Annotated in this window: 22 protein-coding genes; 5 read left to right on the top strand and 17 right to left on the bottom strand. The window is 66.3% G+C overall.

Annotated elements, in window-relative coordinates; genetic code table 11:
* Nucleotides 1–3: 3 nt before the first annotated feature.
* From ACT53T_RS10880 to xth, 6 genes are all read right to left on the bottom strand, one after another.
* A complete protein-coding gene (locus ACT53T_RS10880) occupies nucleotides 4–798 on the bottom strand; it encodes an ABC transporter permease subunit (RefSeq protein ID WP_476161202.1) in 795 nt (264 codons plus the stop codon).
* A complete protein-coding gene (locus ACT53T_RS10875; protein ID WP_476161201.1) occupies nucleotides 795–1712 on the bottom strand; it encodes an ABC transporter permease in 918 nt (305 codons plus the stop codon). Before ACT53T_RS10875 ends, ACT53T_RS10880 begins: the two co-directional genes overlap by 4 nt.
* On the bottom strand, nucleotides 1709–2782 hold the full coding sequence (locus ACT53T_RS10870) for an ABC transporter ATP-binding protein (RefSeq protein ID WP_476161200.1): 1074 nt from the start codon (nucleotides 2780–2782) through the stop codon (nucleotides 1709–1711). The genes ACT53T_RS10875 and ACT53T_RS10870 overlap by 4 nt, the downstream gene beginning before the upstream one ends.
* Before the next feature lie 96 nt (nucleotides 2783–2878).
* Nucleotides 2879–3589 carry a class I SAM-dependent methyltransferase gene (locus ACT53T_RS10865; protein WP_476161199.1) on the bottom strand — a complete coding sequence of 237 codons (711 nt, stop codon included), beginning with the start codon at nucleotides 3587–3589 and terminating at the stop codon, nucleotides 2879–2881.
* Nucleotides 3571–4038: a DNA polymerase III subunit chi gene (locus ACT53T_RS10860; RefSeq protein WP_476161198.1), complete on the bottom strand. Its 468-nt coding sequence runs from the start codon at nucleotides 4036–4038 to the stop codon at nucleotides 3571–3573. Before ACT53T_RS10860 ends, ACT53T_RS10865 begins: the two co-directional genes overlap by 19 nt.
* A gap of 37 nt (nucleotides 4039–4075) precedes the next feature.
* Entirely contained in the window at nucleotides 4076–4852 is a 777-nt protein-coding gene (xth, locus tag ACT53T_RS10855; RefSeq protein ID WP_476161197.1) for an exodeoxyribonuclease III, read from the bottom strand.
* 122 nt (nucleotides 4853–4974) lie between these two features.
* Between xth and ACT53T_RS10850 the strand changes: the two genes are divergently transcribed.
* The gene (locus ACT53T_RS10850) at nucleotides 4975–5592 is read left to right on the top strand and encodes an HAD family hydrolase (protein WP_476161196.1); all 618 of its coding nucleotides are present in this window, start codon (nucleotides 4975–4977) and stop codon (nucleotides 5590–5592) included.
* 9 nt (nucleotides 5593–5601) lie between these two features.
* On the opposite strand, the gene pyrF is transcribed toward ACT53T_RS10850, so the two are convergent.
* The 8 genes from pyrF to dnaK all read right to left on the bottom strand — a co-directional run bounded on the left by pyrF (nucleotide 5602) and on the right by dnaK (nucleotide 12420).
* Entirely contained in the window at nucleotides 5602–6315 is a 714-nt protein-coding gene (gene pyrF / locus ACT53T_RS10845) for an orotidine-5'-phosphate decarboxylase (RefSeq protein WP_476161195.1), read from the bottom strand.
* A 49-nt stretch (nucleotides 6316–6364) separates the two neighbouring features.
* Nucleotides 6365–6793: a GNAT family acetyltransferase gene (locus tag ACT53T_RS10840; RefSeq protein WP_476161194.1), complete on the bottom strand. Its 429-nt coding sequence runs from the start codon at nucleotides 6791–6793 to the stop codon at nucleotides 6365–6367.
* A gap of 27 nt (nucleotides 6794–6820) precedes the next feature.
* A complete protein-coding gene (locus ACT53T_RS10835; RefSeq protein ID WP_476161193.1) occupies nucleotides 6821–7426 on the bottom strand; it encodes a class I SAM-dependent methyltransferase in 606 nt (201 codons plus the stop codon).
* A 76-nt stretch (nucleotides 7427–7502) separates the two neighbouring features.
* Complete coding sequence (gene dnaJ / locus ACT53T_RS10830) at nucleotides 7503–8624, bottom strand: molecular chaperone DnaJ (RefSeq protein WP_476161192.1); 1122 nt, start codon at nucleotides 8622–8624, stop codon at nucleotides 7503–7505.
* Nucleotides 8625–8794: 170 nt separating this feature from the next.
* Entirely contained in the window at nucleotides 8795–9856 is a 1062-nt protein-coding gene (locus tag ACT53T_RS10825; protein ID WP_476161191.1) for a flagellin N-terminal helical domain-containing protein, read from the bottom strand.
* Nucleotides 9857–9962: 106 nt separating this feature from the next.
* Complete coding sequence (locus tag ACT53T_RS10820; protein ID WP_400766394.1) at nucleotides 9963–10088, bottom strand: hypothetical protein; 126 nt, start codon at nucleotides 10086–10088, stop codon at nucleotides 9963–9965.
* On the bottom strand, nucleotides 10085–10375 hold the full coding sequence (locus ACT53T_RS10815; RefSeq protein ID WP_476161190.1) for a nucleotidyltransferase family protein: 291 nt from the start codon (nucleotides 10373–10375) through the stop codon (nucleotides 10085–10087). The genes ACT53T_RS10820 and ACT53T_RS10815 overlap by 4 nt, the downstream gene beginning before the upstream one ends.
* A 143-nt stretch (nucleotides 10376–10518) precedes the next feature.
* Nucleotides 10519–12420, bottom strand: a complete 1902-nt coding sequence (dnaK, locus tag ACT53T_RS10810) for a molecular chaperone DnaK (protein ID WP_476161189.1) — start codon at nucleotides 12418–12420, stop codon at nucleotides 10519–10521.
* A gap of 355 nt (nucleotides 12421–12775) precedes the next feature.
* Here dnaK and ACT53T_RS10805 point away from each other — a divergent pair, with 355 nt between their 5' ends.
* The 4 genes from ACT53T_RS10805 to ACT53T_RS10790 all read left to right on the top strand — a co-directional run bounded on the left by ACT53T_RS10805 (nucleotide 12776) and on the right by ACT53T_RS10790 (nucleotide 18414).
* Nucleotides 12776–13366 (top strand): phosphatase PAP2 family protein, encoded by a 591-nt coding sequence (locus tag ACT53T_RS10805; RefSeq protein ID WP_476161188.1) that lies wholly within the window; start codon nucleotides 12776–12778, stop codon nucleotides 13364–13366.
* Nucleotides 13367–13565: 199 nt separating this feature from the next.
* Nucleotides 13566–14609, top strand: a complete 1044-nt coding sequence (locus tag ACT53T_RS10800; RefSeq protein ID WP_476161187.1) for an efflux RND transporter periplasmic adaptor subunit — start codon at nucleotides 13566–13568, stop codon at nucleotides 14607–14609.
* A gap of 11 nt (nucleotides 14610–14620) precedes the next feature.
* The gene (locus tag ACT53T_RS10795) at nucleotides 14621–17746 is read left to right on the top strand and encodes an efflux RND transporter permease subunit (protein ID WP_476161186.1); all 3126 of its coding nucleotides are present in this window, start codon (nucleotides 14621–14623) and stop codon (nucleotides 17744–17746) included.
* 137 nt (nucleotides 17747–17883) lie between these two features.
* Complete coding sequence (locus ACT53T_RS10790) at nucleotides 17884–18414, top strand: DUF2059 domain-containing protein (RefSeq protein WP_476161185.1); 531 nt, start codon at nucleotides 17884–17886, stop codon at nucleotides 18412–18414.
* 108 nt (nucleotides 18415–18522) lie between these two features.
* Here the strand turns inward: ACT53T_RS10790 and ACT53T_RS10785 are convergent, their stop codons facing one another.
* From ACT53T_RS10785 to mdh, 3 genes are all read right to left on the bottom strand, one after another.
* Nucleotides 18523–20352, bottom strand: a complete 1830-nt coding sequence (locus tag ACT53T_RS10785; RefSeq protein ID WP_400766402.1) for a tetratricopeptide repeat protein — start codon at nucleotides 20350–20352, stop codon at nucleotides 18523–18525.
* Between the two features lie 161 nt (nucleotides 20353–20513).
* Nucleotides 20514–21713: an ADP-forming succinate--CoA ligase subunit beta gene (gene sucC, locus ACT53T_RS10780; RefSeq protein WP_476161184.1), complete on the bottom strand. Its 1200-nt coding sequence runs from the start codon at nucleotides 21711–21713 to the stop codon at nucleotides 20514–20516.
* Between the two features lie 76 nt (nucleotides 21714–21789).
* Entirely contained in the window at nucleotides 21790–22752 is a 963-nt protein-coding gene (gene mdh / locus ACT53T_RS10775) for a malate dehydrogenase (RefSeq protein WP_018264407.1), read from the bottom strand.
* Between the last annotated feature and the right edge of the window lie 167 nt (nucleotides 22753–22919).

The raw sequence follows: 22919 nt of genomic DNA, 5'->3' as shown, positions 1-22919 counted from the left end.
GCCTCATCCAGCCCCGCCGCCCTTCGCGCGTCCGCGCGTGAGCAGCGCGGATAGGCCGAGCGCGATGGCGACGAAGCCGAGCAGCAGCGTCGAAATGGCGTTGACCTCCGGCGAGACGCCGAGCCGCACTTGCGAATAGATGCGCATCGGCAAGGTGGTGGCGCCGGGGCCGGTGGTGAAGCTCGCGATGACGAGATCGTCGAGCGAGATGATGAAGGCGAGAAGATAGGCGCTGACGACAGAGGGCGCGATCAGCGGCAGAGTGACGAGCGCGAAAGCGCGAACCGGCGTCGCGCCGAGATCCATCGCCGCCTCCTCCAGCGTGCGGTCGCAGCCTTTCAGCGCGGCGTGGATCATCACTGTCGCGAAGCACATCGTAAACGACGCATGCGCCAGCACCAGCGTGAAGAATCCGCGCTCGACGCCGAAGGCGACGAAGACCAGCAGCAGGCCGAGGCCGAGCACCACTTCCGGCATCACCAGAGGCGCATAGATGGAGCCCGCGAAGAGCGTGCGCGAGCGGAAGCCGCCGAAGCGCGCCAGCGCCAGCGCGGCCAGCAATCCGTTGAGCGTCGCGATCAGCGCCGAGAGCGCCGCGGCGGCGAGGCTGATCTCAGCTGCGCGAAGCATCTGCTCGTCATGGAGCAGGGCGGCGTACCATTTGGTCGAGAAGCCGCCCCACACCGTCACCAGCCGCGAGGCGTTGAAGCTCATCGTCGCCAATATGGCGATCGGCCCATAGAGAAAGCCGAAGCCGAGAAGGAGCGCGGCGAGGCGCAGAAGACGCGCGCCGCTCATCGCTCGCCCTCGCGCAATTGCGCGCGCTCATAGAGAAGTATGGGAACGAGCAGCAGAGCCAGCAGCGCCACCGCCGCGGCGGAGGCCGCCGGCCAATCGCGATTGGCGAAGAAATCATTCCAGAGCGTGCGGCCGATCATCAGAGTGTCGGAGCCGCCGAGCAGATCGGGAATGACGAATTCGCCGACCGAGGGAATGAAGACGAGCAGCGCGCCGGCGACGATCCCGCGGCGCGACAGCGGCAGGGTGACATGCAGAAAGACTTGCAAAGGCGTCGCGCCGAGATCGGCGGCGGCTTCGCGCAGCGACGCGTCTTGCCCCTCGATCGCCGCATAGAGCGGCAGCAGCATGAAGGGCAGATAAGAATAGACGATGCCGACGACCACTGCGCCGCTGGTCGCGAACATCGGGACCGGCGCGTCGATGAGGCCGAGCGCCATCAATGCATGATTGATGATCCCTTCGTCTTTCAGCAGCGTGATCCAGGCGTAGACGCGGATCAGAAAGCTCGTCCAGAAAGGCGCGACGGCGAAGCCGATGAGAATGGTGCGCCAGCCGCGCGGCGCGCGCGCTATGGCGAGCGCGAAAGGATAGGCGATAACTAGGCAGATCAGCGTCGCGGCGCCGGCTATGGTCAGCGAGGAGAGATAGGAGTCGAGATAGAGCGAATCCTCTGCGAGGCCGCGATAGGCGTCGAGGCCGAGCTGCGAGAGCTTCTCGAAAAAGCCGGCGACGCTCGCGCCGTCGAAGACGGGCTCATAGGGCGGTCGCGTCTGCGCCGGATGCGACAGCGAGATTTTGACGATCAGCGCGAAAGGCGCGAGGAAGAACAGCGCGATCCAGGCGTAGGGCGCGGCGATGACGAGCATCTCGCCGCGCGTGAGCCTGCGTCTTTTGCCGCCCTCCGGCATCATTCGCTCGCGAAAATGCGCCCGGCTTCGGGCGCGATGGAGATGCGCGCCGCATCGCCGACGCTGAATGGCGCGCCGCTGTTCGCGCCGCGCGAGACGCGCAAGGCCTCGCCGCCTGGGAGGCGCAGACGAAAATGCGTCGTCTCGCCGCGAAAGGCGACGTCCTCCACCACGCCGTCCAAGATCTCGCCGTCCAAGCCTGTGCTCGCCTCTGTCGCCTGCGCGATGGCGATACGCTCCGGCCGCACGGCGAGCACGGCTTTCGCGCCTTGCGAGAGGCCGCGGCCTTCCGCCGGCAGGCGGCCGCAGGGGCCGACGAAGGCGCCATTCTCGATGCGCCCCTCGAGGAAATTCATCTGGCCGATGAAGCCGGCGACGAAGCGCGTCGCGGGGCGCTCATAGACCTCTGTCGGCGCGCCGATCTGCTCTATGCGGCCGGCGCGCATCACGGCGATGCGATCGGCCATCACGAGCGCCTCGTCCTGATCGTGTGTGACGACGACGAAGCTCGTCTTCAGCCTGCGTTGGATTTCCTTGATCTGAAATTGCGTTTCCTCGCGCAATTGCCGATCGAGCGCGCCCAAAGGCTCGTCGAGCAGCAGCAGCCGCGGACCGGGCGCGAGGGCTCTCGCGAGCGCGACGCGCTGGCGCTGGCCGCCGGAGAGAAGGTCAGGTCGGCGCGTCTCGACGCCCTCGAGCCGTACGATCTGCAAGAGCTCGGCGACGCGGGCGGCGATCTCCGCTTTGCCCTTGCCCTGGCGGCGCAGGCCGAAGGCGATGTTCTCGAACACCGAGAGATGCGGAAACAGCGCGTAAGATTGGAACATGAGATTGACCGGGCGCCGATGCGGCGGCGCGCCGCTCACATCGGCGCCGCCGATCTCGATGCGGCCGGCGTCCAATGTCTCGAAGCCGGCGACGAGGCGCATCAGCGTGGTCTTGCCGCAGCCGGAGGGGCCGAGCAGAGCGAAGAATTCGCCGGCGCCGACCTCGAGCGACACATCCTCGAGCGCCGCGATCGCGCCGAAGCGCTTGGACGCGCCTTTGATCGAGAGTAGCGGCGCGTCGGTCATTTTGCTCCCGTCCTGCGATCGCCGTGTAGCGAGCCTGAAGGCTCGCGGTCCGGGCGCGCGCTCTTGGACCGCGAGCCTTCAGGCTCGCCGATCCCGTCAGCCGTCCCGGCGGAAGGCCGCGCGCCAATGGCGGACCATGGCGTTCGTCGCGGGAATATCCTCGAGCGTCTCGCAACGCAAGCCGCCGACGGCGAGCGCCTCCATGCGGCTCGGCGGCAGCGGCCAGGGCGGGCCGCCCACCTCCTGGCCCTCGTCGCGGGCGCGGGCGATGACGAGCAGCGTTCCGCCCGGCGCGACCAGGCTGGCGAGCGCCTGCGCCGCCGCATCCAGCAGCGTGTCGGGCAGGGCTTGCAGCGTGTAGCATTCATGGACGAGATCGAAGCCGCCGCGCCATGCCTCCGGCGCGGCGAAGAGATCGGCGGCGCGATAATCGACGGCGCTCTGCGGAAAGCGGCGCTTCGCCCAGGCGACGGCCTCCTCCACGATATCGAAAGCGGTCACGCGCGCGCCGGCGGCGGCGAGCGCCTCGGCGTTGTCGCCGAGACCGCAGCCGATATCGAGCGCGCGCAACCCGTCGAGGCGCCGGGTCGCGAGCCAGTCGGCGAGCAGCGGATGCGGCGCGAGATGCGCCCAGGGCACGCCGGCGGCGTCGCCTTCCGCGAGACGATAAACGGCCTCGAACCAATCCTTGCGCTGTGGATCGGCCGCGACGCCGCCAGCCGTCTTGTGTGGGTCGATCTCGTCGAGACGGGCTCGCGCAGCGGCGCGGCGCGCGAAAAACTCCTCCGTCACGCCTGTTTCTCCCATTTGCCTTCCTCGCTCTGGCGCCAGTAGGAGAGCGTGTGGCCTTCCGTCTTCAGCTGCCGCCATTGCGCGCGCGCGGCCTGCACCGCCGCCTCGTCATTGCCGTCGAACATGAGTATGGCGCGCTCTTCCGGCGCGCTCGCAGGGTCGGCGAGCACGGGGGAAAGCTCCGCATTTTCCACGAAGAAGCGGACATGGGCGTGATTGGGATTGTCGCGGCCGATGGTCAGGAAGATCGGCTGCGTCTCGGGATCGTCGTCCTTGGCCGAGCCATGCGGCAGAAAGCTCTCCCCCGCATAGGACCAGAGCAGATCGTCGAGCGCCTCCAGCCGCCGCGCGCTGGTCGCCTGCACCACGACGCGCCAGTCGCGCGCCAGCGACAGCTCGAGCAGCTTGGGCAGAGCGCTCTCCAACGGGAGGCGCTGGAGATGGTAGAACCAGACGTCCGTCATGGCGTGAGCTTCCATGCGTTGCGCGTGATGATGGGCGTCATTCCAGCTCGCATCTTATCGGCACATGGTCGGAGGGCTTGGCGCCGGCGCGCAATTCCTTGTCGATGGTCACGCTCTGCAAGCGATCGGCGGCCTGCGGCGAGAGCAGAAGATGGTCGATGCGAATGCCATTGTTCTTCTGCCAGGCGCCGGCCTGATAATCCCAGAATGTGTAGAGCCCGGCGGCGTCGGTGGAGGCGCGCAGCGCCTCCGTATAGCCGAGGTTCAGCAGCTCCTGGAATTTGGCGCGCGTCTGCGGCAGGAACAGCGCGTCGCCGGCCCAGGCCTTGGGGTCGTGGACGTCGCCCGCCGCCGGAATGACATTGTAGTCGCCGGCCAGAACCACCGGCTCCTCCAGCGCCAGAAGGCTCGCCGCATGGGCGATGAGGCAGTCCATGAAGGCGAGCTTATAGGCATATTTCTCCGTGTCCGGCGGATTGCCATTGGGCAGATAGATGCTGGCGACGCGCAGGGCGCCATGATCGGTGGAGACCACGGCCTCTATGTAGCGCGCCTGCGGATCATGCTCGAATTTCGGCAGGCCGCGCACCACCTCTATCGGCGTCTTGGAGAGAATGGCGACGCCGTTGAATGTCTTCTGCCCATGCGTCTCGACATTATAGCCGAGGTCCTCGATCTCGGCGCGCGGGAAGGCCTTGTCCTCGCATTTGATCTCTTGCAGGCACAGCACGTCCGGCGCGACATCGCGCAGATAGGCGGTGAGCGGCTCCAGCCGCTGGCGGACGGAATTGACGTTCCAAGTGGCGATGCGCAAGGCGGGCTCCCGGTCATGGACCGGACCTCGTCATAGCGCGCGCGCCGCCGGAATGAAATGTTCCGCTCCAATTGTCGTCACAGGTCGGGGCTATATGCTCGCCTCGAGCCCGGAGCCCCCGAATGTTCGTGAAATCCCACGTCACCACCGTCGTCTTCGATGTCGGCAATGTGCTGGTCGATTGGAATCCCCGCTATCTCTATCGCAAGCTCTTCGACGATTCGCAGGCGATGGAGCGCTTTCTCGGCGAGGTCTGCACCTCGGATTGGAATCTGGAATTGGATCGTGGGCGGCCTTTCGCCGAGGCGGTGGCCGAGCGCGTCGCGCTCTATCCCGATCTCGCCGATCTCATTCGCGCCTATGATGCGCGCTGGAGCGAGATGATCGCCGGGCCGATCGCGGGGACGGTGGCGCTGCTGGAGCGGCTCGCCGCGCGTGGGACGCCGCTCTATGCGCTCACCAATTTCTCGGATGAGAAATATGTGGAGACGGTCCCGCGCTTCGATTTTTTCCAGCGCTTCGCGGGCGTCGTCGTTTCCGGTCGGGTGGGGCTGCTGAAGCCCGACGCCGCCATCTATCGGCTGCTGCTCGAGAGCTATGGGCTCGATCCGGCCGCCTGCATTTTCATCGATGATTCGGCGGCCAATGTGGAAGGCGCGCGCGCTGTCGGAATGCACGCGACGCGCTTCGAGAGCCCGGAGCAGGTCGAGCGGGAGCTGTCGGAGCTGGCGCTGCTGTGAGCGGCGCGCTCAGCCGCCGAGCGCGGCCGAGATTTCCGCGACGATTTGCTCGGCGGCGGCGCGTGGGGCGGGCGCCTGCGTCACCGGCCGGCCGACGACGAGATGGTCCGCCCCGGCGGCGATGGCCTCGCCCGGCGTCATCACCCTCTTTTGATCGCCGAGCGCGGCGCCGGCGGGGCGCACGCCGGGCGTCACCAGCGCCATTTTAGGCCCGACGAGCGCGCGAATCGGCGCCACCTCCTGCGGCGACAGGATCAGCCCGTCGATTCCCGCATCCTTGGCCTGAGTCGCCCGGCGCGACACCATCTCGGCGACGCCGATGGAATAGCCGGCCTCGGCGAGATCGGCGTCGTCATAAGAGGTCATCACCGTGACGGCGAGCAGTCGCAGGCCGCCATCGCCCGCGCCCTGGCGGGCGGCGCGCATCGTCTGCGGAAAGCCGTGAATGGTGAGAAAATCCGCGCCGAGCCGCGCGATCTGCCGCGTCGCGCGCTCCACCGTCTGACCGATGTCGTGGAGCTTCAGATCGACGAAGACGTTTTTGCCCTTCGCCTTCAGCTCCTCGACCAGCGGCAGACCGCCGCTATAGGCCAGCTCCATGCCGATCTTGTAGAAGGAGACCGAATCGCCGAGCCGCGCGACCAGCGTCCGCGCCGCTTCCACGCCATCGACGTCCAGCGCGACGATCAGCCGATTGCGCGCAATGTCTGCGTCCGAGCCCATGCTCGCGCTCCTCTCCAAGTCGAGGCCGTCCAAGTCGCGTCCGTCCAAGTCAGCTCGGCGGCGTCAGCCATTTGCTCATCAGCACGCGCGGCGCGACCTCATAGCCGAGGCGCTCATAGAAGGAGACGACGCCGGTATTGGTCTCCCGCACGAGCAGCTGCGCTTTGACGACGCCGCGCTGGCGTAGCCAGTCCTCGGCGGCTTTCACCATCTCGCGGCCGACCCCGACGCCGCGCGAATCTGGATCCGACGCGAGATAATAGAGCCAGCCGCGATGGCCGTCGTGGCCGACCATGACGGAGCCGATGACGCGGCCGGCGCCATCCACGCCGATGAGCACATCCGAGCTCGGGCCGGCCTTGGCGAAGCGGAAATCCGCGGCCGGATCATTATAGCTGACCACGAGGCCGCAAGCGCGCCACAGCGCGACAATGGCGGCCTCGTCCTCGCGAGCGGCGCTGCGAATCGCCAGACTCATGGGCTCCTCGCGTCGCCGCCGCGCGCGTCAGCCGGCCTTGCGGCTGTAGCGCCACACGCGCGCCGGCGGAATATTCGCCCACACCTGCGAGCCCGCGGCCGTGAAGGCGGAGCCGTTGGGATGGCGCTTCAGCGGCATAGGCGAGAACAGGCCATAGGTGAACTGAATGATGATGCCGCCGGGCGCCATCATCTCGAAGCCCTGGTCGAGCAGGCGAAGCCGGTCCGATTCGGGCTGGTTGAGCAGCGGCAGGCTGGAGACGATGGTGGAGATCGGCCCGGCGAGCTTGCCGGCCAGCGTCTGCTTCAGCGAATAGGCGTCGCCCTGCACCACCTCGACGCCGGGAAAGCGCTGGCGCAGGAGATCGCAGAACGCCGTCTCATATTCCACCAGCAGCAGGCGCGAGGCGGGAACGCCATGCTCCAGCAGCGCCTGCGTGACCGGGCCGGTGCCCGGTCCGAGCTCGACGATCGGCCCCTCGCGGGAAAGATCGACATAGCTCGCCATGGCGCGGGCGAGCATGGGGCCCGAGGGCGAGACAGCGCCGACGCCGCGAGGATTTTCCATCCAGGACCGCAGAAAGCGCGCATTATCGGCGAGAGCGGATTTCAGTGGCTCGATATTCAGTGACACGCTGAGACAGCCCCTCGATCGTTCCAGACGCGCGCGACCATGTATGAGGTCGCACGCCCGGTCAATGGCGCCCGCCTCATTTGCCGAACAGCTCCTTCATCTTCGCGAAGAAGCCGGTGGCCTCGGGATGCGTCTGGTGGGACGATTCTTCCTCGAACTCGGTCAGCAGCTCGCGTTGGCGCTTGGTGAGATTTTGCGGCGTCTCGACGCTGATCTGCACATAGAGATCGCCCGATTCGCGTCCGCGCAGCAAAGGCATGCCCTTGGCTTTCACCTTGATCTGCTTGCCGGTTTGCGCGCCCTCGGGAATTTTGATCTCGGTCTCGCCGCCGTCGATCGTATGGACGGTGATCTTGCCGCCGAGCGCCGCGCGCACCATGGAGATCGGCACGCGGCAATAGAGATCGGCGCCGTCGCGCTGGAAGAAGCTGTGCGGCTTCACCGACAGGAAAATATAGAGATCGCCGGACGGCCCGCCGCGCAGGCCGGCCTCGCCCTCGCCCGCGAGGCGGATGCGCGTGCCGTCCTCGACGCCGGGCGGCACATTGACGGAGAGCGTGCGCTCTATGGTGGCGCGGCCGGTTCCCGAGCAGGCGGAGCAGGGATTGTCGATCACCTCGCCGCGGCCCTGGCAGGTGGGGCAGGTGCGCTCTATGGCGAAGAAGCCCTGCTGGGCGCGAACCCGGCCATGGCCGGCGCAGGTGGGGCAGGTCTTGGGCTTGGAGCCCTTCTTGGCGCCTGCGCCGTCGCAGGCCTCGCAGGAGACGGAGGTCGGCAGCTTCAGCGTCGCCGCCTTGCCGTGGAAGGCCTCCTCCAGCGTGATCTCCATATTGTAGCGCAGGTCCGAGCCGCGCTCACGGGCGGAGCCGCGGCCGCCGCCGCGCCGCCCCATCACCTCGCCGAAGAGATCGTCGAAAATATCGGCCATCGAGGCGGCGAAGCCGTCGCCGCCGCCGAAGCCGCCGCCGCCTTGCTCGAAGGCGGCATGGCCGAAACGGTCATAGGCGGCGCGCTTCTGCGTGTCGGAGAGGCATTGATAGGCCTCGTTGACCTCCTTGAAGCGCGCCTCGGCCTCGGCGTCGCCGGGATTGCGGTCGGGATGATATTGCATCGCGGCCTTGCGAAAGGCGATCTTGAGCTCGACGTCGGTCGAGGTCTTGGCGACGCCGAGAATTTCGTAGAAGTCGCGTTTGGACATGGGGTCGGTCGATAGGAGTTGGGGAAGGCGTCCTGCCGGCGGAGAGCCGAGGATCGCAGCCGATATAGGAACTCGGAAAATTTGTTACCACGGTTTGGCGGACGCGCCAAAGTCGTGTTTCCGAACCGGCTCCGCTCTTTCGCGCAGGGGCGCGCCGGCGGCGCGGCCGGTCAGGCCGCCTGGAACAGCTTCAGAATGATCTGGCTGTTCTGATTGGCGATGGACATGGATTTCGCGGCGAGCTGCTGGCGCGTCTGCAAGGCCTGCAGCCGCGTCGACTCCTCATTGGCGTCGGCGTCCACCAGCGAGCCCACGCCCTGGTCCAGAGCCTCGCCCAGCGAGCGCATGAAATCATGCTGCGTGTCCAGCATGGATTTCGTCGAGCCGAGCCGCGCCGCATAATCGGTGAGATTGGCGATGGCGAGATCGGCGGCGGTCAGCGTGCTCGCATAATGGCCGCTCGCCAGCATTTGCGCATATTGCGCGTTATTGGAATCCACTATGTCGGCGAAGCCGAAATAGTTCGAGTAGCTCGAGCCGCCTGTGTTGATCGAATAGCCGACGGCGTCCGGCATGGACATGAAAAGCCCGGCGCCGGTCGGGTCGGTCTCGTTCGTCCAGGTGAAATTATTGAAAATCTTGCTGTCGTCGGCCGCGAGAACGCCGGTGTCATAGGTGGTGACGAATTGCGCGCCCAGCCGGTTCGTCGTCGTTAGCGTCTTCAGAGCGAAGAGCTTGGTGGGCGTGAAGTCGACATTCGTGAGGCTCGACCCGGCGCCCTTGCCGTCGACATAGCCGGCGGTGAACCGAATATTCGTCTGCGAGCCGTCGAGCAGATTGACGCCGTCGAAGGTGGAGGCGGCGACGATCGAGCGCATCTGCGCGCTCGACGCGATCAGCGAGGCGGCGATCTTGCCGGTGTCGGAGCCCGCCTGCGCGGCCTGGGCGACCAGGTTCTTGATGTCGTTCATCACTGTGATGACGCGCTCGACGCCCGAGAGCGCCACGGCGAGCATTTGCGAGCCGACGCCGAGCGAATCGGTGATCGCGCTGGTGACGCCGCGGTCCGATTTCATCGTCTCGGCGATGCTCCAGGTGGAGGAATTGTCGGCCGCTGTGGAGATTTTCAGCCCGGTCGCAACCCGATTCTGGGTCTGCGCCAGCGCCGCTTGAGTGGCGCGCGCGCCCTGCAGCGCGATCGTCGCGGCGCTATTGGTGAGAATGCTCGACATCGCAACCTTTCGCGAAGGATCGACGCCGTTTTAACCATAAAAATTTAAAATTGCGCTTACGATTGTGGCGGAGGGAAGTTTCGCGTCGGTCTTGCGCGGGGAGCGATCAGTCGAGGGGAATTGTGCGGTCGTCGAGGATCGCCGTCAGTTCGGCGATCAGCTTCGGAAGATCGGCTGCGGCTGCGGCCTCGAGCATTTGCTCGAGGAGCACGCGGGGGCCGTAGGTTTTCATATGGGCCGGGCTTCGGCCAGAACGCGCTCGCGAAATTGGCGAGGCAGCTCCGATGGCGTGACGAGGTCCACCTTGACGCCGAGCAATTCTTCGAGCTCGACCTGCAATCCGCCGAGATCGAACAGGGTCGCTCCAGGCAGCGCGTCGACGAGAATATCGACATCGCTATTTTCTTGATCATCCCCGCGCAGCGCCGAGCCGAAAACGCGCGGATTCGTCGCTCGGCAGCGGAGGACCGCCGCGCGAATCGCATCGCGATGCATCTCGAGCGCGATCGAGGGTTTCATGATCCTACGTCCCACGAGGCGCTTTTATCGTAGGGCGGACCCGCCATCAGCCGCCTCTCGACGCGGACCCTCATCCGACCCTCGCCGACGCGAGGGCCCCCTTCTCCCGCGAGCGGGAGAAGGGAGCGCCCTTTTCTGCGGCCTTACTTCTTCTTCTCGTCGCCGCCGACTTCCTTGAAGTCTGCGTCGATGACATCGTCCTGCGCATGGGTCTCGCCCGCCGGGGCGGCGCCTTCGGCCTGCTGGGCCTTGTACATCGCCTCGCCGAGCTTCATCGAAGCCTGGGTCAGCTCATTGCTCTTGGCCTTGATCGCCTCGGCGTCCTCGCCCTCGAGCGCGGTTTTCAGCGCCGCAATGGCGGCCTCGATCGCGCTCTTGTCGGCGGACGACACCTTGTCGCCGAACTCGGCCAATGACTTCTCGGCCGAATGCACGGCGGCCTCGCCATGGTTCTTGGTGTCGACGAGCTCACGACGCGCCTTGTCCTCGGTGGCGTGCGCCTCGGCGTCCTTGACCATCTTGTCGATGTCGGCGTCCGACAGGCCGCCGGAGGCCTGGATGCGGATCTGCTGCTCCTTATTGGTGGCCTTGTCCTTCGCCGTCACATTGACGATGCCGTTGGCGTCGATGTCGAAAGTCACCTCGATTTGCGGCATGCCGCGCGGCGCCGGCGGAATGCCGACGAGATCGAACTGGCCGAGCAGCTTATTGTCCTGCGCCATCTCGCGCTCGCCCTGGAAGACGCGAATGGTGACGGCGGTCTGATTGTCCTCGGCCGTGGAGAACACTTGGCTCTTCTTGGTCGGGATGGTGGTGTTGCGGTCGATGAGGCGCGTGAACACGCCGCCCAGCGTCTCGATGCCGAGCGACAGAGGCGTCACGTCGAGCAGCAGAACGTCCTTCACATCGCCCTGCAGAACGCCGGCCTGCACCGCCGCGCCGATGGCGACGACCTCGTCCGGGTTGACGCCCTTGTGCGGCTCCTTGCCGAAGAACTGCTTCACCACCTCCTGGACCTTCGGCATGCGGGTCATGCCGCCGACGAGCACCACTTCGCCGATCTCGGCCGCCGAGAGGCCGGCGTCCTTCAGCGCCTTGCGGCAGGGCTCGATGGTGCGCTGGATGAGATCGTCGACCAGCGCCTCGAATTTCGCGCGCGTCAGCTTCAGGGTCAGATGCTTCGGGCCAGAGGAGTCGGCGGTGATGTAGGGCAGGTTGATCTCGGTCTGCGTCGCCGAGGAGAGCTCGATCTTCGCCTTCTCGGCGGCTTCCTTCAGGCGCTGCAGAGCGAGCTTGTCCTTGGTGAGGTCGATGCCCTGCTCCTTCTTGAACTCGCCGGCGAGATATTCGACGAGGCGGCTGTCGAAATCCTCGCCGCCCAGGAAGGTGTCGCCATTCGTGGACTTCACCTCGAACACGCCGTCGCCGATCTCGAGGATGGACACGTCGAAGGTGCCGCCGCCGAGGTCATAGACCGCGATCGTGCCGGCGCCCTTCTTGTCGAGGCCGTAGGCGAGCGCGGCGGCCGTCGGCTCGTTGATGATGCGCAGCACCTCGAGGCCGGCGATCTTGCCGGCGTCCTTGGTGGCCTGGCGCTGGGCGTCGTTGAAGTAAGCGGGAACGGTGATGACCGCCTGAGTGACGGTCTGGCCGAGATAGGCCTCGGCCGTCTCCTTCATCTTCTGCAGAATGAAGGCGGAAATCTGCGAGGGCGAATATTGCTTGCCGTCCGACTGCACCCAGGCGTCGCCATTGGGGGCCTTGACGATCTTATAGGGGACGAGGCCGATGTCCTTCTTGGTCATCGGATCGTCGAAGGAGCGGCCGATGAGGCGCTTGATGGCGAAGAAGGTGCGCTCGGGATTGGTCACCGCCTGACGCTTGGCGGGCTGGCCGACGAGACGCTCTCCGTCCTCGGTGAAAGCGACGATGGACGGCGTGGTGCGCGCGCCTTCCGCGTTCTCGATGACCTTGGGGCTCGACCCTTCCATGACGGCCACGCAGGAATTGGTCGTGCCGAGGTCGATGCCGATGATTTTAGCCATATCGCCGTTCCTTTCGTTCTTTCGAAATCGGGTCCCGAAGCGGCCCGTATGTCGCCGATCCTTCGGCGGCTCGCATTTTCAGCCCGCCGCGCACCGGCTGTTCATCGTCACTTCAGATTGTAATCGGCCTGCATCGGCGCAAGTGCGATCTGCATATAGAGCGCGCCGGGCATATAGAATGAAGGCTCCCATGGCGGCAAGCGCCGTCGGGGCCGGCCTTTTCTCACCCTCCCGTCGCGGCTCTGCCGTTCCGGCTCGCTTTCGCTTATTCTCCGCGGGGCGATTCGCGAAGCGAAGCTCGGCCGCGGACGAGCCTGCGCCTTTTTCCGAACTCCGATTGCCAACAGGCCGACGCGTGCTTCCCCACTCGATCGAACCCCTTCTGCGAATCGTCGCCACCCTCGGCGACGCCGGCTTCGTCCTTCCGGCGAGCGGCGGGCTCGCCGCGGCGCTCTGGGCCGCTGGCGACCGCCGCGCGGCCGTCGCTTTCCTCGGCGCCATAGCGCTGTGCGGCGTCATGGCGACCGTCGCCAAAATCTTCTCCATGGCCTTCGGCCCGCCGGCGCTGCACAGCCCCAGCGGCCACGCCGCGCTGGCGGCGGCCTTCTTCCTGCCGCTCTCCGCAATTTTCATGCGCGTTCGCGAGAGGCGCGCCGGAATTTTCGCCGCCGCCCTCTGCCTGACCGCGGCCGTGCTCGTCGCCATCGTCAGAGTGGAGCAGGGCGCGCACACGGAGCCGGAGGCTTTCGCCGGATTTTTCATAGGCTTGGCGTCATTCGGCCTGTTCCTTGCCGCCGCCCCGGCGCGGGTCTCGATCGGCGCGCCGGCGATCATCGTCTTCTTCATCGCCGCTGTCGCGATCCAGTCCCAAATCGGGCTCAGCATAGAGGTGGAGGGGCCGCTCGAGCGCATTGCGACACGGCTCGCCGAGATGCTGTCGCTCTAGCTCCAATGTTTCTATCTTGTTTCTTTTGCGCTTTCGAAAAGCTTCGGAGCCAAAGGCGGATAGCTCCTTTGCGCGCGGCGCGGCCGATATTTGATTTTCATCACGAAGCGTGCGATTCGACCGATAGGAATAGCGTTTTTGGCGGAGAAACGCCGCAATGCAGAAGAGTCGATTGTTGCGGTCCGCGGCGGCGTTAACCGTGCTCCTCCTGCTTTCCGCCTGTGACAACTCCGCCCGCAAGGCCGAAGGCCCGGCGCGGGTCGTGCTCGTCGCGCCCGTTCATTACGCGCCGCGCGCGCCGACGCGCCAATTCGTCGCCGCCATCCGTCCGCGCGTCGAGACCGACCAATCCTTCCGCGTCGCCGGCAAGGTGGTGCGCCGCCTCGTCGAGAATGGGCAATCCGTCAAGGCCGGCGATCTTCTGGCCGTGCTGGACGAGGCCGATCTGCGGCTGCAGAAGGAGCAGGCCGAGGCGGAGCTCTCCGCCGCGCGCATGGCGCTGGAGCAGGCCGCCGCCGACGAGCGCCGCGCGCAGACCTTGCGCAAGGACGGCTGGACCGCGCAGGCGGCGCTCGATCGCCAGAAAGCCCAGGCCGAGGAGGCGCGCGGCCGCCAGCAGCGCGCGTCGAGGGCCGTGGAGCTCGCCAAGAATGCGTTGGATTACGCCTCGCTGCGCGCCGATTCGGACGGGGCGGTGACGGCGACCTTCATCGAGCCGGGGCAGGTGGTCGCGGCGGGGCAGGCGGCGGTGCGCGTCGCCCGCGCCGGCGCGCTCGAGGCCGTCGTCGCTCTGCCGGAGGCCTTCGCCTCCCTCGCCGGAGCCGGGGAGGCGAGCCTCTTTCTCTGGTCCGATCCGGCCAAGATCTATCGCGCCAGCCTGCGCGAGCTCGGCGCCTCCGCCGACGCCGCCACCCGCACCTTCTCGGCGCGCTATTCGATCCTCGGCGCCGATGAGAAGGTGGGGCTCGGCATGAGCGCGACGCTGACGCTCGCCGGCAAGGATCAGGGCGTCGCCGCGGCTCTGCCGCTGGCGGCTCTGTTCGATCAAGGCTCCGGCCCCAGCGTGTGGAAGGTGGAGGAGGGCGGCAAGCTCACGCTCGCGCCCGTCTCCGTGCTGCGCTACGAGGCCAAGACGGCGCTCATCGCCGCCGGCGTCGCCGAGGGCGACCGCGTGGTCGTGCTCGGCGCCCATAAGCTCGATCCCGGCCAGCGCGTGCGTCCGGTCGACGCCGAGACTCTGTGAGGCGCGGGGCGATGGGCTTCAATCTCTCGCTCTGGGCGGTCAAGCGGCAGACGCTCACCCTCGCGCTGATCCTCGCTGTGGCCATCGCCGGGGCGTTCTCCTATTTTCGCCTCGGCCGCGCCGAGGACCCGTCCTTCACCATCAAGGTCGCCAATCTCACCGCGATCTGGCCGGGCGTCACCGCGCTCGAGATGCGCGATCAGGTCGCCGATCGCCTGGAGAAGAAGCTGCAGGAGCTTCCCTATCTCGAGAAGATCGAGACCTATGTGAAGCCGAGCTTCCTCGCCATGCAGGTGACGTTCAAGGACACGACGCCGCCCGCGCAAGTGCCGAGCCTCTTCTATCAATTGCGCAAGAAGCTCCACGACATTCAGCCGGAGCTTCCGCAGGGCGTCATCGGCCCGGACGTCAATGACGAGTTCGGCGACGTCGACGCCGTGCTCTACGCCGTGCATGGCGAGGGCGCCGATTATCACCAGCTCGACCGCGTGGTGGAGATGTTCCGCCAGCGCCTGCTGGAGACGCCGGACATTGTGAAGGTGAATGTCTATGGCGAGCAGGATCGCAAGATCTTCGTCGAGTTCAGCCAGGCCAAGCTGGCCAATCTCGGCGTCACGCCGCAAGCGCTGTTCGAATCGCTCGCCAAGCAGAATGCGGTGAACGCCTCCGGCGTCTTCGAGACGCCGGCCAATCGCGTGCCCTTGCGCGTCACCGGCGCGCTGAAGGGCGCCGAGGCCATCGCCGCCACTCCGGTGGAGGCGAGCGGCCATGTGTTTCGCCTCGGCGACGTCGCCGATGTCGTGTCCGGGTATGAGGACCCGCCGAACTTTCTGGCGCGCTACAAGGGCGAGCCGACCATCGTCGTCGGCGCGGTGATGGCCAAGGGCGGCAATGTGCTCACCCTCGGCAAGAATCTCGAGGCCACGATGGCCGAGGTTCGCGCGGAGACGCCGGTCGGCATAGAGATCACGCAGATCGCCGATCAGCCGACGGTCGTCTCTCATGCGGTCGGCGAGTTCACGCGCTCCTTCGTCGAGGCGCTGGTCATCGTCCTTTTCGTGAGCTTCGTCTCGCTCGGCTTTCGGACTGGAATCATCGTCGCTCTGTCGGCGCCGCTGGTGCTCGCCGTCGTCTTCGTCTTCATGAACGCCTTCGGCGTCGATCTTCAGCGCATCTCGCTCGGCGCGCTCATCATCGCGCTCGGCCTGCTGGTCGACGACGCCATCATCGCCGTCGAGATGATGACGGTGAAGATGGAGCAGGGCGAGGATCGCATCAGCGCCGCCACCTTCGCCTGGACGTCCACGGCCTTTCCCATGCTCACCGGCACTCTGGTGACGGTGGCGGGCTTCATGCCGGTCGGCTTCGCCGCCTCCTCGACCGGAGAATATACGGGCTCGCTGTTCTTCGTGCTGGCCGTGGCGCTCGTCGCCTCCTGGTTCGTCGCCGTGCTGTTCACGCCCTATCTCGGCGTGAAGCTGCTGCCCGATTTTTCGAGCCACGCCCATCACGATCCCGAGGCGATCTATTCGACGCCCTTCTATCTCGGCCTGCGCCGGCTCATCACCTGGGCGGTCGACAATCGCCTGCTCGTCGTTAGCGCCACGGGCGGGATTTTCATCGCGGCCGTCCTCGGCTTCGGCCATGTGCAGAAGCAGTTCTTCCCCATTTCCGAGCGGCCCGAGCTGTTCTTCCAGCTGCGCATGCCGGAGGGCTCGTCCATATTCGCGACGGCCGCGGCGGTGGACGAGGCCGAGAAGCTGCTGAAGGGCGACGAGGACGCCGTCCATTACACGAGCTATATCGGCCATGGTCCGCCGCGCTTCTGGCTCGGCCTCAGCCCGGCGCTGCCCAATGAGGCCTATGCGGAGATCGTCATCGTCGCCAAGGATCTCGAGGCGCGCGAGCGGCTGAAGGCCCGCCTGTCCAAGGCGCTGGAGGATGGCGCCGTCTCGCAGGCCCGCGCCCGCGTCGATCGCTTCAACTTCGGCCCGCCGGTCGGCTTTCCGGTGCAGTTTCGCGTCATCGGCCGCGATCCGGCGGAGGTGCGCGCCATCGCCTATCGCGTGCGCGATGTCATGCGCGAGGACAAGGCCGTCGTCGAGCCGCATCTGCAATGGAACGAGCAGACGCCGGCGGTGCGGCTCGTCATCGATCAGGACCGCGCGCGCGTCATGGGCCTCACGCCGCAAGAGGTGGCGAACCGGCTGCAGATGATGGTCTCCGGCGTGACGATCACCAGCCTGCGCGACGGCATAGACCGCGTGGACGTCGTCGCCCGCGCCACGCCCGGCGAGCGCGGCGATCTCGGGCGGCTGGACGATATCGTGATCTTGACGCGCGCCGGCGCGCCCGTGCCGGTCTCGCAGATCGCCAAGATCGTCTATGAGCATGAGGAGCCGATCATCTGGCGGCGCAATCGCAATATGCTCGTCACCGTGCGCGCCGATGTGAAGGACGGCGTTCAGGCGCCGGACGTCACCAATCGCATCTGGCCGCGCCTCGCCGAGATCCGCGAGCATCTGCCGCCGGGCTATCGGCTCGAGATCGGCGGCGCGATCGAGGAATCCGCCAAGGCCAATTCCTCCATCGCCGCCGTCGCCCCGGTCATGATTCTCGTCATGCTGGTGATCGTGATGTTCCAGCTGCAGGATTTCACGCGGCTCGGCCTCGTGATGATGAGCGCGCCGCTCGGCCTCATCGGCTCCTCGCTGGCGCTCAATCTGGCGGGCGCGCCTTTCGGCTTCGTCGCGCTGCTGGGGCTCATCGCGCTCTCGGGCATGGACATGCGCAATTCGATCATATTGGTCGATCAGGTGCGTCAGGACCTCGAGAAGGGCGCCAATTATCGCGAGGCCATCATCGGCGCCACGGTGCGCCGCGCGCGGCCGGTGGCGCTGACCGCGATGGCCGCCATTCTCGGCATGATTCCGCTGACGCGCTCGCTGTTCTGGGGGCCGATGGCGCTCACCATAATGGGCGGCCTCTTCGTCGCGACATTTTTGACCGTGCTGTTCCTGCCGGCGCTCTACGCCATGTGGTTCCGCCGCAAGCTCGGCGACGTGCTGGTCGAGACGCCGCAGCCGACGGCGCCGGCGCAATTCGCCTATCATGAGCTGCCGAAGGTGGCGGAATGATCGGGCGCCGCGTCCGCCGCGGCTGAGCGATTCGCCGAGCGGGCTATGGACATTCGCTCGGTCGGAGCCTCGAATAGGATGTGGCCATTGAGCGAGCGCTCTTCGCCGAGCGCGCAATATCCTTTTCGGAGCGGCATATGCGAAAATCCCTGGCTGTGGCGGCCCTTTTGGCCAATCTCCTCTGCAGCGCGACCGCGGTTCGCGCGGATGCGTCGCTGGAGGACGTCCGCGTCGCGCGGCAAGTCATCGACGCGCTTCATTTGAGCGACCAGATGGCGGCGATTTTGCCGCAGCTCGTCGACGCCGTGGGGCGCGGGCTCACGGCACATTATCCGCAGCACGCCAAAGAGATTTCCGAGATCATGCCGCGGCTGAAAGTCAAAGCGTCGGCGCGGATCGACGAATTCATGAGCCTCATGGCCACGGCCTTGGCCCCGAAGCTGTCGTCGACGGAGCTGCGCGAGCTGCGAAGCTTCGCCACCGGTCCGCGCGACGTCGCGGCGCGCGATGATTTCGCGCGCTCGCCGGCTGGAATCAAATTCTTCTCCCTCCGCGAGGAGTTCAAACGCGAAATGCGGGAGCGGGGAGAGCAATGGGGTGCGAAAATCGGCCGTGAGGTCGATGAGGAGTTCAAGGCCGAGCTGAAGAGCCGGGGCGTCCGCTTATAGACCCGGCGTCCTCGAAAAAGAGCTGCGCCGCTCCTTCGTCGAGAAGGGCGGCGCTGAAATCTTCGTCATCAGAGAAATGCGCTCAGGGGGAGCGATGAGCCCGCCCCCTCAGCCGCCGTTCTTCTTCTTGGTCTGATCGCTGGCGATGGGCGACGGGTCGGAGAGGCCCTTGTCGATCTTCTCGAGGATCTTCGGCAGATCATCGGGATCGGGGCTCATGTCGCGCGCGTGATTCCATTGGAAGCGCGCCTCGAGCTTGCGATTGACGCGCCAATAGGCGTCGCCGAGATGGTCGTTGATGACCGGATCGGAGGGCTTGAGATCGACCGCCTTCTCGAGCTCGCGCACCGCCTCGTCATAGCGGCCGAGCCGGTAATAGGCCCAGCCGAGACTGTCGACGACATAGCCGTCGCGGGCGCGCAGATCGACGGCGCGGCGCAGCATTTTGAACGCCTCGTCGAGATTGACGCCCTGATCCACCCAGGAATAGCCGAGGTAGTTCAGGACCAGCGGCTGGTCGGGATAGAGCTCCAGCGCCTTTTTGAGATCGGCTTCGGCGATCGGCCAGTTTTTGCGGCGCTCATTGGCGATGCCGCGATAATAATAGAGCAGCCACTGGCTCTTGTCGGTCTGCGGCTGCAGGTCCAGCACCTTGGTGTAGGTGGTGACCGAATCGGCGAACAGCTTGCGCGAGCGCTGAATATTGCCGAGCGCGGTCAGCGCCTCCTGATCCTTGGGATGCTCGACGATCACCGCCTGCAGGTGGTCGGTGGCTTCTTTGGTCTTGCCCAGCGTCTCCAGCAGCAGCGCCGCCTGCACATCGGCGTTGACGCGCAGCGGGCTGTCCTTGGGCACGCTGTCATAGAGATCGATGGCGATCTCCTCCTGCTTCATGCGCTCGTAAATGTCGGCGAGCGTGATCGTCGCCAGCGCATTGTCCGGCGCGAGGAAGAGCGAGAGGCGCAGATAGATCAGCGAGGCGAGCTCGTCGCCCTGACGACCGCCGATCGCGCCGAGCCCATAGAGCACCTCGGCCGCGCCGGCGTCGGCGTCGCGAACGAAGGGGGCGAGCGGCTTGCCCGAATCGATGTCGCCGATCGCCGCGGTGACGATGGGATGACGCGGGGCGAGATCGTCGAAGGCGCGATAGACGCGGCGCGCCTCCTCGCGGCTGCCATGCGAGACGAGAAAGCGCGCATAGGCGTCGACGAGGCGCAGCGTGTTGCGCTCGGAGCCATAGGCGGCCTTGAAGCGCTTTGTCGCCTCGGCCTTGTCGCCGTTCTTGGCCGAATCGACGATCAGCGCCGCATGATAGTCGCGGAAGACGGCGAAGGCGTCTTCCTTGAGCTTGTCGGCCGTCGCCAGCGCTTGGCGGGTCTCGCCGGCGCCGGCATAGGCCCAGGCGGTGAGCAGCGTCGAGGTAACGTCATGCTTGCGGTCGAGCCCGCCCTTGGCGAGCACGGCGCGGGCCTTGGCGAATTTCTTGGCCTTTATCGCCTCGACGCCCAGCGTCAGATTGGCGAGGCCGTTGTTCTTGTCGAAGGCGGCGACATGCGCGGCGAGGGCGAAAGCCTCCTGCATATTGCCATTGGCGAGAGCGGCGACGAAGGCGCGCTCGGTCAGCTCGCGATTGCGCGGATCGCTGCGCAGCGCCTCGCGGAAAAATGTCGAGGCCGCGAGCGTGTCGCGTTCCGCCCCGGCGACAATGGCGGCGAGATAATTGCCGGACGCGCTCTCGCCGACCTCGAAGGGCGTGGCGATGGAGAGCGTCGATTCGCGGGCGTGAGCCGAGCCCTCGCCGACGAAGAGCCCCGCGCCGGAGAAGTCGTCGACCCCGAGCGAAAGAGCGCAGAACGCCGCGGCGGCATAGGCCGCGCGGGTCGAGAAAGAGCGAACGCGGCGCCGTCTCGGCGCATCGGACGAGAAGAATCTGTTCACGTGCTGTTTCCCGCAATCGGCCGCAGCTGCGCGGCGCCGGCGCGCCCGGAAATAGGCCGCCGAGCGCCACCATCATGCGGGAAGATGGCTGTTTTGAGCCGCCCCCGCAAGTGCGAAATATCCCAACGGGGGCAGCCGTCTTTTGTCGCGAAAGCGTCGCGTCAGCTTCGTCCGCGCACGGCGGCGACGATCTTCTGCGCCGCGTCGTCGAGATCGTCGGCAGGGATCACATCGAGGCCCGAGCTGGAAATAATTTCCTTGCCGAGATCGACATTGGTGCCCTCGAGGCGCACCACCAGCGGCACGGCGAGGCCGACTTCCTTCACCGCGGCGATGACGCCCTCGGCGATGACGTCGCAGCGCATGATACCGCCGAAGATGTTGACGAGAATGCCCTTCACCTTGGGATCGGCGGTGATGATCTTGAAGGCGGCCGTCACCTTCTCCTTGGTGGCGCCGCCGCCGACGTCGAGGAAGTTGGCGGGGTTCTCGCCATAGAGCTTGATGATGTCCATCGTCGCCATCGCGAGGCCGGCGCCGTTCACCATGCAGCCGATCGTGCCGTCGAGCGCGATATAGGCGAGCTCATATTTGGAAGCCTCGATCTCCTTCTCGTCCTCCTCGGTCTTGTCGCGCAGCGCGACTACGTCGGGATGACGGTAGAGAGCATTGTCGTCGAAGGAGATCTTCGCGTCGAGGCAGCGCAGCTTCCCGTCCTTGGTGACGATCAGCGGATTGATCTCGAGCAGCTCCATATCCTTGGCGACGAAGGCCGAGAACAGGCGCTCGGTGAGCGAGACCGCCTCCTTCACCAGCGGGCCGGTGAGGTCGAGCGCGTCGGCGACGCGGCGGCCGTGATGCGGCAGAACGCCGGTCGCCGGATCGACGGAGAAGGTGACGATCTTCTCGGGCGTCGCATGGGCGACGGCCTCGATATCCGTGCCGCCCTCGGTGGAGACGACGAAGGAGACGCGCGAGGTGGCGCGGTCGATCAGCAGGGAGAGATAGAATTCTTTGTCGATATCGGCGCCGTCCTCGATATAGAGGCGGTTGACCTGCTTGCCGGCCTCGCCCGTCTGCACCGTGACCAGCGTCGAGCCGAGCATCTCCTTGGCGAAGGTCTCGACCTCGTCGAGCGAGCGGGCGAGGCGCACGCCGCCCTTCTCGCCGGCCGAAGCCTCCTTGAACTTGCCCTTGCCGCGGCCGCCGGCGTGGATCTGCGCCTTGACGACATAGACGGGGCCGGGCAGGCCGCTCGCGGCCTGGCGCGCCTCGCCGGCGGCGAGCGCCGGAGCGCCTTCGGCGACCGGGGCGCCGAACTCACGCAGGATGGCCTTGGCCTGATATTCGTGGATGTTCATTTCTCACCGATCCTGATTGCGACCTTCGTCGCGACAACGCGCCCCTCGCCGGGGGCGGAAACGGGGCTCCGCGCGCTCAGGCGAAGGCGGGGTCGAGCGCCTTGCTGGCGGCGATCAGCGTCTTCACCGAGCCGACGGATTTGTCGAACATCTGCCGCTCGGCGGCGTCGAGCGCGATCTCGACGACGCGCTCCACGCCATTGGCGCCGATGACCACCGGCACGCCGACATAGAGCCCGCTGACGCCATATTGCCCGTCGAGATAAGCGGCGCAGGGCAGCACGCGGCGCTTGTCCTTCAGATAGCTCTCCGCCATGGCGATGGCCGCGGAGGCCGGCGCGTAATAGGCGGAGCCGGTCTTCAGCAGGCCGACGATCTCGCCGCCGCCCTTGCGCGTGCGGTCGACGATGGCGTCGATCTTCGCCTGAGTCGTCCAGCCCATGGCGACGAGATCGGGCAGGGGAACGCCGGCGACGGTCGAGTAGCGCACGGAGGGAACCATGTCGTCGCCATGGCCGCCGAGCACGAAGGCGCTCACATCCTCCACCGAGACGTTCAGCTCCTCGGCCAGAAAGAATCGGAAGCGGGCCGAATCGAGCACGCCCGCCATGCCGACGACCTTATTGGTCGGCAGGCCGCTCGCCTTCTGCAGCGCCCAGACCATGACGTCGAGCGGATTAGTGATGCAGATGACGAAAGCGTTCGGCGCATAAGCCTTGATGCCGGCGCCGACCTTGGAGACGACGCCGAGATTGATGGTGAGCAGATCGTCGCGGCTCATGCCCGGCTGGCGTGGCACGCCCGCCGTCACGATGACGACATCCGCGCCGGCGATGGCGGAATAATCGTCCGCGCCGGCGATGCGCGCGTCGAATCCCTCGACAGGCGCCGATTGGGAGAGGTCGAGCGCCTTGCCCTGAGGCACGCCGCTCGCGATGTCGAACAATACGACGTCGCCGAGCTCCTTGAGGCCGATGAGATGGGCCAGCGTCCCGCCGATATGGCCGGCGCCGATCAGGGCGATTTTCTTGCGCGCCATCTTTTCTCCTATGGGCGTGCCTGGAAATAAACTGCTAGCGCGCTTTTTCCCGTCTGAAAAGGCGAGAGTCGCTTCTAGCGAAGCTTCGCACGAAAATTGAGCAAGCGCGCGCGCCTGCGCCGCGCGGCTGTGGAAATAGGCTGTTTCGAACCCGCTCCCTTCCGACG

It is taken from the genome of Methylosinus sp. DMC45, from assembly GCF_056313885.1.
Note: the sequence above shows the minus strand (reverse complement) of the source record. Positions and strands in the feature narration are given on the sequence as shown.